General features: G+C 44.4%; 11 protein-coding genes. 8 read left to right on the top strand and 3 right to left on the bottom strand.

What is annotated here, in order from left to right:
* Window positions 1-503 precede the first annotated feature (503 nt).
* The 4 genes from ACYVI9_RS16990 to ACYVI9_RS16975 all read left to right on the top strand — a co-directional run bounded on the left by ACYVI9_RS16990 (window position 504) and on the right by ACYVI9_RS16975 (window position 4,897).
* Window positions 504-1,229, top strand: coding sequence for a DUF6088 family protein (locus ACYVI9_RS16990; RefSeq protein ID WP_460766971.1), 726 nt, complete (start codon window positions 504-506; stop codon window positions 1,227-1,229).
* 875 nt (window positions 1,230-2,104) lie between these two features.
* Window positions 2,105-2,764, top strand: a complete 660-nt coding sequence (locus tag ACYVI9_RS16985; RefSeq protein ID WP_460766969.1) for a hypothetical protein — start codon at window positions 2,105-2,107, stop codon at window positions 2,762-2,764.
* Between the two features lie 99 nt (window positions 2,765-2,863).
* A complete protein-coding gene (locus ACYVI9_RS16980; RefSeq protein WP_460766967.1) occupies window positions 2,864-3,796 on the top strand; it encodes a hypothetical protein in 933 nt (310 codons plus the stop codon).
* 411 nt (window positions 3,797-4,207) lie between these two features.
* On the top strand, window positions 4,208-4,897 hold the full coding sequence (locus ACYVI9_RS16975; RefSeq protein WP_460766965.1) for a cell division ATP-binding protein FtsE: 690 nt from the start codon (window positions 4,208-4,210) through the stop codon (window positions 4,895-4,897).
* Here the strand turns inward: ACYVI9_RS16975 and ACYVI9_RS16970 are convergent.
* The 3 genes from ACYVI9_RS16970 to ACYVI9_RS16960 are packed head-to-tail and all read right to left on the bottom strand — an operon-like array spanning window position 4,881 to window position 8,074.
* Window positions 4,881-6,008, bottom strand: coding sequence for a glycosyltransferase (locus ACYVI9_RS16970; RefSeq protein ID WP_460766962.1), 1,128 nt, complete (start codon window positions 6,006-6,008; stop codon window positions 4,881-4,883). The genes ACYVI9_RS16975 and ACYVI9_RS16970 overlap by 17 nt on opposite strands.
* A complete protein-coding gene (locus tag ACYVI9_RS16965) occupies window positions 6,005-7,111 on the bottom strand; it encodes a glycosyltransferase (RefSeq protein ID WP_460766959.1) in 1,107 nt (368 codons plus the stop codon). The genes ACYVI9_RS16970 and ACYVI9_RS16965 overlap by 4 nt, the downstream gene beginning before the upstream one ends.
* Before the next feature lie 3 nt (window positions 7,112-7,114).
* A complete protein-coding gene (locus tag ACYVI9_RS16960) occupies window positions 7,115-8,074 on the bottom strand; it encodes a Gfo/Idh/MocA family protein (protein WP_460766956.1) in 960 nt (319 codons plus the stop codon).
* 636 nt (window positions 8,075-8,710) lie between these two features.
* On the opposite strand from ACYVI9_RS16960, the gene ACYVI9_RS16955 reads away from it, so the two are divergent.
* The 4 genes from ACYVI9_RS16955 to ACYVI9_RS16940 all read left to right on the top strand — a co-directional run bounded on the left by ACYVI9_RS16955 (window position 8,711) and on the right by ACYVI9_RS16940 (window position 13,546).
* Window positions 8,711-9,703: a nucleoside hydrolase gene (locus ACYVI9_RS16955; protein ID WP_460766953.1), complete on the top strand. Its 993-nt coding sequence runs from the start codon at window positions 8,711-8,713 to the stop codon at window positions 9,701-9,703.
* Window position 9,704: 1 nt separating this feature from the next.
* Window positions 9,705-10,877: a hypothetical protein gene (locus ACYVI9_RS16950; protein WP_460766950.1), complete on the top strand. Its 1,173-nt coding sequence runs from the start codon at window positions 9,705-9,707 to the stop codon at window positions 10,875-10,877.
* A 66-nt stretch (window positions 10,878-10,943) separates the two neighbouring features.
* Window positions 10,944-12,251: a DUF3748 domain-containing protein gene (locus ACYVI9_RS16945; protein ID WP_460766948.1), complete on the top strand. Its 1,308-nt coding sequence runs from the start codon at window positions 10,944-10,946 to the stop codon at window positions 12,249-12,251.
* Between the two features lie 431 nt (window positions 12,252-12,682).
* The gene (locus tag ACYVI9_RS16940) at window positions 12,683-13,546 is read left to right on the top strand and encodes an AraC family transcriptional regulator (protein ID WP_460766945.1); all 864 of its coding nucleotides are present in this window, start codon (window positions 12,683-12,685) and stop codon (window positions 13,544-13,546) included.
* The last annotated feature ends 347 nt before the right edge of the window (window positions 13,547-13,893 follow it).

Genomic DNA, 13,893 nt, shown 5'->3' with positions numbered 1-13,893 from the left:
GAAATAATATTATAGGAGTAAAGTTCAGGATTTTAACCGGAATCCTAAAAGCAGCCGGGAAAATGCTCCCCATACAGATTTTTATTCAAATATCATAGGCCGTCCTCGTTGGATGTTTACAAAATATGGGTAAAGCAGGAGGAAGAAAGATTACTTGCCGTTAGGAAAGCAGAGGAAAACGCAAGACAATCCACCGAACAGGCGGAACGGGCGAGAGAAGAATTGCAACGGCTGATAAAACTAAAGGATAGGGATTAAAACTAATTCCATTAGAACCAATGCTGTCAAAAGAAAGCTATTCTACCAACGGATACTAAGATAACGAAGCACTATAAGCCCCAACGGGTGACCCGGTGAGGAACGAGCAGGGGCATTATGCGTACGGAGTTATCGGTATCCGTTAACTTTGCTGTCCTTTTGTTTGCTGATATTCCTTTCTAAATGTCAAGTATTATGTTCCATTTACTTGACATAAAAATAATATTCTCTACCTTTGCAGAGCAATGGGAGTTACACAAAACATACAGAATCAAATCAGCACATTGGCTGACGGAACTACCTTCAAATATGAACAATTGGATATTGAACCACAGGAGTTTTCTGCGACAGCCAAAGCTATTGAACGACTGATTGCCAAAGGCGTTATCAAAAGAGTTTCGACAGGTGTGTTTTACAAGCCCAAGAAAACTGTTTTTGGCGAACTAAAACCCAACGAAGAAGAAATTTTAAAACCTTATCTTTTTGAAAAAGGCAAACGTATTGCCTACATCACAGGAACTTCGCTATACAACCATTTGGGTTTAACAACACAAGTTCCCAAGAGCATAAAAATTGCAAGTCGGGATAAACGGATTACCATTTCAAACGGCAACGTAAAAGCAAGCCCTGTAAAAAGTTATGTGGAAGTAACCGACAAAAATTTTTACTTGTTGGAGTTATTGGACGCATTAAAGGATTTCAAAAAAATTCCCGACTTGGATAAAAGTTCTGCAATCAAAATACTTTTAACAAAACTGAAAGAACTCAATCCCACAGAAACAAAACTTTTGATAAAATGCGGTTTATCTTATCCGCCACGAGTACGGAGTTTTCTCGGTGCGTTATTGGAAAACATAAAAACTGAAAGTGATTTAACTGCATTAAAAACAAGTTTAAACCCGCTTTCGGAATACGAATACGGCATTAGTGAAAAACAATTAGCAACCGTACAAAATTGGAATATAAAATGAAGTTACACGAAAATAAAGGACTGTTTCAAGATGCCATTATTGCCACATCACAGTAATTAGGCATAAAGGAAATTTACATAGAAAAGGATTATTGAGTAAACTTCGCTGTATTTAACATTTTCAAAAATGAGATAGGCAAAGAAATCGTTTTTAAAGGTGCAACCGATCAAAAAATGTGATGTGGTCAATATTCCTGAAAATGCCGTGCATTGGCATGGCGCAACGGCTGATTCCTGAATGGTTCATATTGCCATTACCAATTACAAAGATGATGAGCAGGTGACTTGGTTAGAAGCGGTAACGGAAGATGCAGTTGCCGAAACGAATAAGGTTCCGCCCGGTGACGGCCTTACTTTAAGTCGTATGCTTCCATAAAATTGACCAGCTGCGTTCGGTCAGCGATATTGTTTTTTTAAGTTGCACTTGATAAGTGCCTTCCAACCTGATGCGCTGACGTCATCCAAATGACAGCTGAGCTGGTTGGATCCTCGTGGCTATGCATATTTTTTAATTCAGGTGCCTCCTATGCAGGGTATTCTCAGAACGGTCTGCCGGTGCGAGGCCTTATTTTGTAAAGTGGATTGCAGTGTTGACCGGATCAGATTTGTGAAAGATTTTCTACGAGCTCATATAACGGGATTAAAAAAATTATATGTATAGCTCGCCGGGATAAAAGGTTGAGTCAGGTTTTTACAGCCCCCGGATTTTCTTAAAAAATCTTTAAACTATCCCTAATAGAATTTAAAAAATACCGCTTCTGCACCGCTCAGCATCCTGTATTAATCCTTAAAATAAAAAAAAACTAAAAGGGGCCTTCATTTTAATTTCATAATCGGATCCAATATTTGCTTTTTGTTCAACTAAACACAAATTTTATGAAAAAGGTAATTTTAATTGGTTCGATTGTGTTATGTGCTTTGACTTCATTCGCCCAATCAAAAGGAACAGAAGTGAAAGTAAAATCAAACGCTAAAAATAGTGCTGAAGTCAAAAATGACAAAGTAGCTGCAAAACAGGATGCTTCTATGCAAGCTGAAGCTAATGTAGATGCTGGTGGAGATATCGCTGCTGCAAAACAACTAAAGTCTTCGGCAAAAAATTCTTTGAAATCAGAAGCAAAAGCTGCTAAAAGCAACGCAGATGCTGCCGCGGCTACTGCAGCTGACGAAGTAATGGCCAAGAATGAACATGGCGCTGAAGTAAGTTCGATCGCTACATCAACAGTAAGCGGGGACGTTGCTACAAAGGGCCAGGTCGTTAAAGAAGTAGCAACAGTAAATGCGCAATCAAATCAAAGCGTTGCTGTTGATGCAGCCAGTGAAAATGTGGATGCGGTAAAAGAAGCAGCAAAAACTAAGGTCGATGGGGCAAAGACTGCGGCAAAAGATAATGTCGGTACTGCGAAGGGTGTTGCTAAGGGAAAGGTTAAGACTGTTCAATCAGTTTCCTCAGGTGCCGTTAAAGGGGTGGGTAAAGTCATTAAGCCAAAAGCGACCATTAAATCGGCAGCCAAAGTTGGATTAAATCTTAATTAGTTCGCTTGTTTTACAGGTTATCTTTATAAGATTCCGGGGCTGGTCTTCAAAAAGAGCAGGCCCGGAATATTTTATTAAAAGACTTTGATTTAAATTACTATGCTTCGATTTTTTATCGTTGAGCGCTTGGGTATTTTATTGCTGCGTTGGTTTTGTTGTTTGGCAGGTGTTTTTTTTATCGGTTATGCCCATGGTCAGGATCCAATCGCTGACTCGGCAAAAGCAGTATCCGTCACTCAGGACAGTCTACCCAAGAAAAATACACTGACGCTGGCTGCCCTCTACAGTAATAATGCAAGCTATTACGGGCAAACGGCTGCTGAAAAGATGCCTTATCTTGCGGTAGCGGGTGTCTATAGCTTAAAATCCGGTATTTATTTTTCGGCAATGGGTTACCGGTTGTTAAAAGATAGTGGTCGCGTTATATCTGCTGCGGCGGCCGGAGTTGGTGTGAATTTCCCCATAGCTCATAAACTTACCATGGATTTGAGTTATACCCACACTTTTTATCCGGAGCATTCTGCATTTTTGCAGGCCTCAAATCCGGATCTGTTAAGTGCGACGCTTGAATATGAACATTGGCTTACGACCGGATTAAATTTTGATTATGCATTTGGCAGTGATCAGGATATGTTTGTGACCCTCAGTAATGCAAAACAAATCAATCTGGCCAGTATTGGGAAGCATGATGTGTTGACGCTGACACCTGCAATTGATATTGTTGCCGGCACACAGCGTTTTTATGAAACCTATGTTACTGAAAAAAGAAGACGGGACAGTCTTTTGGGCCTGCCGCTAAATCCCCTATCAGATCTTCCGGGTCAGGGACAGAATCAGGAAGAAACAACGACGACAAAGTCCTCTACAGGGTTTAATCTGCTTTCATATAATTTCAAGATACCCCTGGCATATAACAGGGCCTCTTATATGATCGAGCTCGCCTATCAACTTTCGGTGCTTAGCAAGGAATTAAAATCCAATAGCAAATCACCTAACTCGATTTTTACGCTGGGGTTCTATTATCAGTTTTAGACCTCATCCGGTGGTTGCCATTGGTTGATCCGTGTAGTTCATATAGCTCCATTATTTGTGGTTGTTTATAATAGGGATAGCTTATAGTTCAGGTATCTTACGAGGCTCCACGAGGCCGCTTTTCTGTTAATTGTAGTTGCTTGCGTAAATCATATACAAACTGGCATGAATCGGTGTTTTTACTCGGTAGGCTGCTTTATGCTGTTATCGAGTACAACACCGTAGGGTGACAAACCTGGTTCGTCCTTCTATATAAATGAAGCTGTTATCGGCACACATGCGCTATGCCCGGTTTCTTCCTTCAGTTCTATACAATCGGCTTTTTAAGTGTGAACAGACCCGTTTTTCACCGGATATAGCAGACGGGTATTGGACAAATTGGCTTATTTTGCAGCGATACAAACCCAAAGCATGGAGCAAGAAGCCATTATAGATATAAGGAATGCCAATATTTATCAGGGCAGCAGCCTGATCTTAAGTGAAGTCAACCTAACTGTTACTCCCGGTGAGTTTGTGTATCTGGTGGGCCGTACCGGTACCGGTAAATCCAGCCTGCTCAAAACCCTGTATGGTCAATTGCCCCTAACGGAAGGACAGGCCGTGGTAGCGGGTTACCAGTTGAACGGGCTGCACTGGAAGCAGGTGCCTTTCTTAAGAAGAAAACTGGGCGTGGTATTCCAGGATTTCCGACTGTTGACCGATCGCAATGTAAGCAGCAACCTGATTTTTGTACTCAAAGCCACCGGTTGGACGGATAAGGAGAAAATGAAGCAGCGGGTCGCTGAGGTACTCCGGCGGGTAGGGCTGAGTGATAAAGGCGGTAAAATGCCCTTTGAGATGAGTGGTGGAGAACAACAAAGAGTGGATATTGCCCGGGCGCTGTTGAACAATCCGGGTCTGATCCTGGCGGATGAGCCCACCGGAAATCTGGATCCTGAAACTACAGAAGAGATTATGAACCTGTTACTTAAGATTGCTGCTACCAATAACGCGGCGATTATAATGGCCACCCATGACTATACCGTAGTGAAAAAATATCCCGCGCGGCTGATCAAGACCGAAAACGGCAAAGTGCTGGACCATGCTACCATAGATAGCTGATAAATTTGCTGATATTCTGCTGGTTGTTGTAAGTGTCGCCCAGGAGTTGTTTTCTGAGCCGGATCTCATGTTCCTCAAAGGGAACATAATAGAGCTGGGAAACAATCGAGGCGATGGCGGAGGAACTGGTTCCGATATGGCAGGCGGAATCCAGACCGGTGCCGGCGACCATATCCGGCGTGGTCACACAATGGCGGCCTTTAAACAGGGCATGTAGTAATTTGAGGCGGCTGCCGGTGATATTTTTATTGAAACTGGGCAGGATATTGATATGGGCTTTTTCGATCAGATCGTCCATATCACCGTCACAGGGATTGCTGACCAGGCAGGTATTCTGGCAGAGTTCCGCTGCTTTTTGCAGTCGGCGACTGGGGTTGCAGCCGGCAATCACGAAAGGCACCCTTACTTTATTAAATATATTGGTCAGCAGCCAGAGGGCGGCTTTTTCGTTCTTGGGACAGGAAAGTTTCCCATGAAACAGGCATAAATTACCGATACCGGTACTGCCCTGAACTTCCTGCCAGCTGGGAAAAACCGGAATAAAATGCACATTCGGGAATCCCATCTGCTCCAGTTGTTCCTGGTCCTCATAACTGGCACACATATAGATACAGTCCTTGGGCAGGGTAGGCGTATATTTTTTTACCAGCAGGCTTTCTGCCAGAAAATATGTCTTTTTTGCCGGATTCGAAGTATGGCGGGCCAGTTCCCGGTAATGGGTACTGCCTTCGTTATGGATCCGGACACAAATGCGCCGGTTACCGGTATCCAGGTCCCGCAGGACGCCGGTGGTCTGCAGCCCTTCGAATAATATGGGATGCTGGTCAGCGGCCAGTTTACCGGCCAGGGTTTCATTGCACCTGCAGCTGACGGTATAGGGGGTATGTAGTGAGATACTTTCGGTTACCGGCTTTTTCTCGTATTCATGCACGGATTCGCAGGCCCGGTCCAGTTCCCGACAGCTTTTTTCGGATTCTTCTTTGAAGTAGTGTAAATGGACTTTGATGCCGTTTTGCTGAAAGGCCCGGATCCGGTTCATCATATCAATCGCTTCTCCGTTATTGGCCGGACTAGGCGCCTCCTGACAGACAATATGTAAATGTCGACTCAAAGTGAATTATTGAATAGCTTCTTGTAAAATTCCAACAAAATAGTTTCCTCCTGTTGCCAAGTTAAAACAGCAGCTGCCGTCTTGCAATTTTTTTTCAGGTTTTGATATACAACAATGTCTTGTAACAAATTGTTCATTTCCCCTGCCAACTCATTAATTTCCAAATTATTAATTAATAAAGCTACCTGGTAGATTTCATTGACGGCCCGGTACTCGGGATAATTCATGGTGATTTGCGGCAATCCGGCCTGGATATAGTCAAAGAACTTATTGGCCAGTGAATAATACTGATTAAGGCCGCAGGCATCGATCAGGTTGATGCCGATGGAAGCCTGTTGCATCTGCTCGCGAAGGGCGGCAGGTGAAAGCATTCCCAGAAACTGTACCCGGTCCGAGACCCCGTACTCCCTGGCGAGTTGCTGCGCCTGTTGCATAAAATTACCATCTCCGCAGACAATCAGCTGACTGTCAACCTGCCGCATAGCCGGTATCAGGCTCTCAAAACCTCGACCCTCATTGACCGCTCCGGTATAAATGAAAACCGGTTTTCGCTCCCGGTCTGCCGGAAAGGGGCGGACCAGGGGCAGGGGCAGGTTGCGAACGGTGGCATAGTCCACCCCGTATTGTTCCTTAAAAATGCGGGCGATGCTGTCACAAACTGTATAGCCATTGGGAAACCGGGGCAGCGCATAGCGTTCCAGGGCTTTCCAGATCCGGTATACCAGTGGCCGGCTTTTGATCTCCTTCATCTCGGAAAACAACTCATGGGCATCGTAGACCCGGGGGATACGCTTTATCCGGGAAATCGACAGTACGGGCAGGATCGTATCCAGGTCGATCGCGCAGATGGCGTCCATTTTCTTAAAAAGCAAGAAGCAAAACAGCCGGATCTGGTATTCGATATAAAAGAGTTTGCCTTTTTCGAACCAGCAGGGCAGTTGGTATTGGACATATCCGGCGCTGGAAGGGGGCGGGCTCGATTTTTTTTTGCGGCCCACCAGGTGCACCTGGTAGCCGGCCTGGCTCAGGCTGCCGCAGATGCGCCGCATCCGCTGGTCATAAACCAGATCGGTGGTCACCGTGAAATAAATGGTTTTCGACAATCCTTAACGGTTTTGATAAAGGGATTCGATTAATGCAATGCTGGCGAAACTTTCCGCCGCGTCCGAACCGGGCCCGCTAGCGCTACTTATAGTCTCACAGGCCTTTCGGTAGCATTCGATATGACTGTTTTGCCGGGGTGTTACGCTAAAGCTACCGGGTGCCTCAATACCTTCGATGGTGATTTCTTTCACCTTTTGCAAGCTGGTCCCTGTTAAATGAAGAGAACCTTTTTCGGTTTCGATTTGTAATGAGTTACCTACCTTATTTTTGGGAACGTCAACAGAATAATAGAAACTGCCTGATGTATAGGGACCCATCTGAAAATAGATACCACCATCAGATTCAAATTCTATTTCATTACGTGCGAAATTCCTTATTGACAGGGTTGCAGACTCAATCGGTCCGAACAGCCAGAGCAATAAGTCAATATGATGGCTGAACTGGGTATACAATGTTCCCCCATCGGAGCTGAGTTTTCCCCTCCAGTCCCGGTAATAGGTAGCATCTCTGTTCCAAAGGCATACTAAATTTATTTCTTCTATATGACCTAACCGACCCGCATCAATCCAACTTTTCAGGGTTCTGAGTCCCGGGTAATCCCGCATTTGCTTTACTATAAATAAGTGGCGCCCCGTCTTTTTGCTGGTGTCAATCATTTGTTGGGCATCCCGCTTTGAAATGGCCATGGGTTTTTCACAAACTACATGAAAGCCTTTTTCCATGGCTTCGATGGATTGGGGGGCATGGAGGTAGTTGGGCGTACAAATGCTCAGCACATCAATCGTTTGGTCGTGGAGCAGCTCATCGTAACTTCTATATACGCGACAGTTATATTTAACCGCCAGTCTGGCGGCTTTTTCGTTGTCAGTATCGTATACGCCCAGTAAAGTGCCGTTTGCCGAAGCCGCAAGTGCATGACGTTCAGCAATTTCTCCACATCCTATGATGGCAAAATGAGTCATATGTGCAAATCTAAGCTCTTCATTGATACAATCGATATATCTTCCTGCTGAACCTTTTTTGTTTAATTTTTGATACGCTGGAAATCGTCACGCGGCTAAATCCCTTTATAGTATAGGGTATCGGGACTTTTAAAGATATGGATTGTATTGTAGCAAGAGACAGCGGATTAGGGATCATTGATCAGCTACCTGCAGGCCGGACCAGGCGAGACTTTATTATACACCACCGATACTTCCGTCTTTCTGTTTTCAGGTCCATTGGTTCCGTTCGGAAATCTTAATGATTTCTAACCCTTTAGCCAGGTGAAGAGATGTACAAATCCCTGTCCCCAACACCTGCCGCGTTTAAGTCTATTATTCCTTTTCGGCATATGCCCCCGCGATACTTTGGTATCAGAAGAATGGTGTAATGTTTCTAAAAAAATGTAGCAGTCCCAATTTCTTTCGCCGCGGGTTTGCACCGGTAACATTGATTTACAATTCTTTATTGGATGACTGCTGAGGACCGATGTTCCCGACTGCAAAAGTAGCGTAATGGCGTTTCAATCCTAATTCTTTATTGGATCACTGCTGAGGCAGGTTTGCCTTACAGTAAGAAGGCAGAAAGGCGGGTTTAATTAAGTTTAAAATAAATATATGGCCGGACGAATATATAGTTTAATTTTAGTGTGGATTATTTTGTTGCCATTGTCTCAACATCTGTTTGCTCAATCTGCCAGATACTTTGGTACAAAAAGGATAGTACCAGAGGTTCCACCAAAAGAAGCACAGATCAGATTGCTCATTGTAAGTGATGCTACCAATGAAATTGATGACATTTGGGCAATTTCGTTGGCATTATTGTATCCTGCACGTTTTTCAATTGAAGGCTTTGTTGGCAGTAATTATGATCATAGTTCAATGGGTTTGGGGCCAAAAAGCATCCAGCGTTCTGTAGAGGGTATTTTGACTATTTTGAAAAAAGCGGGGTTGAAAGGGAGGTATCCGGTATACAGTGGAGGCAATCCCATGCAATACGAGTTCGAACCCAGCGCTTCCTCCGGCTGCGATTTTATCATTGAACGAGCGATGGCCGGTTCTCCCGATAATCCCTTGTGGATTTTGGGATTAGGGGCTGCGACCGATATTGCATCCGCGTATTTAAAAGCGCCTGAAATTCAAGACAGGATCAGGGTGTTTTGGCATGGAAGAACCCAACCTACCTGGCCTTATCGTGCTATTAATTATAACGTCAAAGGTGATATGCATGCGGCGAGAATGTTGTTTCACGCACCTTTTCCTTTTGTATTATTTGATACCGGAACGGATCTATGGGCAGGAACCCTTGAGGAATCTGAAAAATTTGTTCGTCCCTTTGGCGACTTGGGGCAATATTTGTACGAGTACCGACTGAAAAGGGCAGATTGGAGCAGTGATAGAAGAGGTTTTTTTGATCTCGGAGACGTGGCTGTGCTAATCGACCCTTCGATAGGAAAATGGGAAGAACTGTCCTGTCCAACGCTTAGTTACTATATGGACTATAATTTTTTGAAAACTAATGGAAGAATGCTGCGTTGCTACGGAGTCGATCGGGATAAAACCTATCGATTAATGTATGAGGGGCTTAAACGTTTCTATAAAAAAAGCTAAAATGAGATTGACATTGCTCTTGTTCGTGGTTGGTATTCTGGGTTATAATTGGCCGCTTCATAGCCAGTCCGGTGTACCCGGAACAGTTGTTTGCCATGAACCCGCGGCGTCTAAAAAGTACATCGGTTCACCCAGCCTTGCGGTTTTACCGAATGGGGATTATGTGGCTTCTCATGATTTTTTTGGCCCCAATAGTTCTGAATTCGTCCAGGCGGTTACCCGGGTATTCAAGTCTTCCGATAAGGGAGCCACCTGGATGCAGATAAGTGAAATCAGGGGCGCGTTCTGGTCCAGCTTATTTGTCAATAATGGCTTTTTGTACCTGATTGGACCGGACCGCCATCATGGTTCGGTATTGATTCGGCGGTCAATCGATGGCGGTGAACACTGGACAGCGCCTACCGGAACAAGAAATGGCTTATTGCTAAAAGGGATGTTCCATTGCGCTCCCATGCCGGTAATTACTTATCAAGGCAGAATCTGGCGCCCAATGGAAACAGCCCACGGGCCCATTCTGGAATGGGGCAAACGTTATGGCGCCATGGTCATGTCCGCACCGGTAGGTGCTGACCTCTTAAATGCTGACTCCTGGACAACGACAGATGTAAAATATTACGACAGTACTTTTCTCGATGGGAATTTTGGCGGGTGGCTGGAAGGTAATTTTGTGGTAGATAAGCAGGGGCGGATGTGGGATATGTTGCGGGTAGATAACAGGAGGGATTATCAGGAAAGGGCGGCCATGGTAGGTATATCTTCGGATGGACGAAAACTGGATTTTAATCCGAAAACAGGCTTTATTAATTTTGAAGGCGGCAGTAAGAAGTTTGTGGTAAAGTATGACAGCGTTTCTAAGTATTATTATACCTTAACCAATGCAATTCCATCAGCGTATCAGCAGCAATATCCCAATCGTAACCCGGCTTCATTTCGTAATGTGTTGAAACTAAGACGTTCTGAAGATTTATTCCATTGGGAAGATGTAAAAATAGTGTTGGAACATTCGGATGTATTAAAACACGGCTTTCAGTATGTGGATTGGTTGATTGCAGGTGATGATATGTTGTATTTATCCCGAACTGCCTATTTTGACGGGAATGCTGATGCCCATAATAATCATGACGCTAATTTTCTGACCTTTCACCGAATCAGGAGTTTTCGATCGTTAAAATAATCCAATATTCAGATGCAGCGGAAATATGCATGCCGGCTGTTTGCGATAACCTCCTTATGTTTAAGTATGAGTGCTTGTTTATCCGATCAAAAGAATAGCATCAGACAGTTAACCCATCAGCAAAGCGGGCATACCTTACATCATAACGGGGTGTTTTCCAGTGACGGGCGGTGGGTGGTTTTTGACGGTCGTAATCATGATACCGCCATCGGCCAGACGACTGAGATCGGTATGGTCGATATACAGACCGGTGAACTGCGTGTAGTTTATCGGACGGCCCATCCTACAGAATTCGGTCCCGGGGTGGGGGCCGCTTCATTCAGCCCTGTTGCCAACACTGTGATTTTCATTCACGGCTTGGTTGGCGCAAATCAGGCAAAACCCTATGGTTTTACCCGACGTACAGGCGTGGCGGTTGAATTAAGTCATCCCCGGCTACCGATTCATATGGATGCAAGAGACCTGCACTTTCCTTATACACCCGGTTCATTAAGAGGGGGGACGCATTCGCATTGCTGGAGTCCGGACGGCAGGCTGATCAGTTTTACCTATAATGATGATTTGGTGGAGCCGGATCTGAGAACTGTGGGCCTGATGTTGGATGCAGGTAACCCTGTCAGGACAGATGCGCTGACAGGGAATAATAACGGACTGTATTATGCCGTTGTTGTTGCTGATGTAGTCGCTGAGCCGGAAGCGGGCTCCGATCAGATCGGCAAAGCTTTTGATGAGTGTTGGTTGGGCCGGGAGGGTTATATTAATCAGCGGGGAGAGCAGGTACCCTATGCAATTGCTTTTCAGGGCAATACGGTGGATAGGCATGGTCAGATTATTACTGAAATCTACCTGGTGGATATTGATACCGCTGCGATATTACGCGATAGCAGTGCCGTGGGGAGCCTGGGGCAGCGTCCGCAAGTGCCAGTAGGTTTGCAGCAACGCAGGTTGTCCCGTAGCCTTAAAGGATTGTCCTCTGTTCGGCATTGGTTACGCAGTTCACCTGACGGCCGATATATCTATGCGTTGGCAGAGGACGATCGGGGTCTGACGCAGTTGATCCGTTGTGAAGTGGCTACCGGAAAACTGGATTACCTGACGCGTAATGCGTTTTCCATTACCAATCCTTTTAATAGCAGTCCGGACGGAACTCAGATTGTTTTTGTAGCCAATAACAATATATATCTATTGGAGCTCAGCAACTTAAAAGTCCGCCCCATAACCCATATGGGATCCGGTGCGGGACAGATTGTAGGAGCGCCAGGTTTTTCCCCGGATGGGCAGACAATTATATTTAATCAATACTTGCCTGCTGCGGATCAGGCTACAGAATACTTACAAATTCTGGCGGTAAAGCTTGGTAAGCCAACCCAGTAACGGCCAGAAATTAAAAGGAATTGGCGGGATAAGTATTGGAATTTTGGGGATGCTCCCTAATCGGCAACGATGCGCCTGATTTTAAAGTAGCCGCAGCCCCTGGTAAATAGCATTTAACTGGTAATATTGTATAAGATTATGTAAATATTCTATAGTATAGGGGGTGGCGATTGCAGTAATTTAGAGTTATCAGACTGGTTTGCTATATACATTTTGTGCGCCTGCGTCATAAGGTCTGATGAAAAAAAGATACGGAGTTGTTGCTGAATTTTGCAATGTTTTGATTTATCGGCGCCTATTTCTTTTTAAGCCGGTTATATCACGCAAACCTACCAAAACACGATGCGAAGAATTATATTTTTAGTTCGGAGCCTAAAGCCCCTCTGCCATGGCAGCGATATTGCTGGTAACGGTTGAAAACTGAAAAAAATATGAAAGCCTATTTTCACAAAGTGGTCAAGTCCTACCAAAACAGTTTTGTGGTCCGTCATGATATTGTACCCAATTTTGGGAAACCGGTACATTACCATGCTGATCTGGAATTGCACTTAACCTTAAAGGGTGAAGGGGTCCGGTTCATCGGAGATAAAGTCGCCAATTTTCAACCCGGAGAAATATTTTTGTTGGGTGAAAACCTGCCCCATGCCTGGCACGCCAAAGAAAAAGAAAACCCCGAGGTAGAAGCGATCGTGTTTCAATTTCGGCGAAATTGTTTCGGGGAGGATTTTTTCTCTCTCCCGGAGATGCATCATATTGAACAGCTGTATGAAAAAGCGAGAAAGGGACTGTTGCTACATGGCGATGCTCGTGTTGAAGTGAAGGCTTTGATGTTGAAAGGAGTCAAGGCAGGACCCTTTGAGCGGATTATTATCTTATTGCAAATTTTACATACCATTGCTAATTCTAAGCAGTATACCGTTATTTCATCAACGGAACTTGAATATCACGGGGACATGGAAGATGCCAAAAGGTTGGATAAGATATATGCATACACATTGGAACATTTTAAAAAAGATATCAGCCTGGCAGAAGTAGCTTCTGTTAGTAACCTGAGTGTAACCTCATTTTGCCGGTATTTTAAGAATACCACCAAGACGACCTATCTGGACTTTTTAATCCAGGTGCGGGTGAATTTTGCCTGCCAGATGATCATCGAAGATAAGTATTCAATTGCCGCTATTTGTTTCGAATGTGGGTTCAATAATGTTGCTAATTTTTACCGGCATTTTAAGAAAATCATGCAAATGACACCCAGCGAGTATAAAAGGAAGTTCGCTCAGGATGCCGCGGCCTAAATAAATTTAGGTTGCCTATGAGCTGCGATCTTCAAAAGCCGAGACCAACTGATAAATAAGGGTTCTTGCCGGCGTGTAGTTCCGAGGATGAACCATGTATTGGACGACCCCGGTAATGTAAACAGCATGCTGCTATTGTTATTGACTTCGGATCTGAGATTCCATGAGGTATCCAAGCTTTTGGATAATATTACAGATGGATAGGTTCCTCAGAACTGCGGCGAACTATTAACGCAGGTGATGTCTGTTGAATCATTGATATCCCTTTTTAAAGGAATATCAAATCTAAAAACTCAAAATCAAAAGACAGTGGCTGTTCTGGTTAGTTTACTATCAAACGAACTTCT

The organism is Niabella terrae (genome assembly GCF_054783135.1).
Note: the sequence above shows the minus strand (reverse complement) of the source record. Positions and strands in the feature narration are given on the sequence as shown.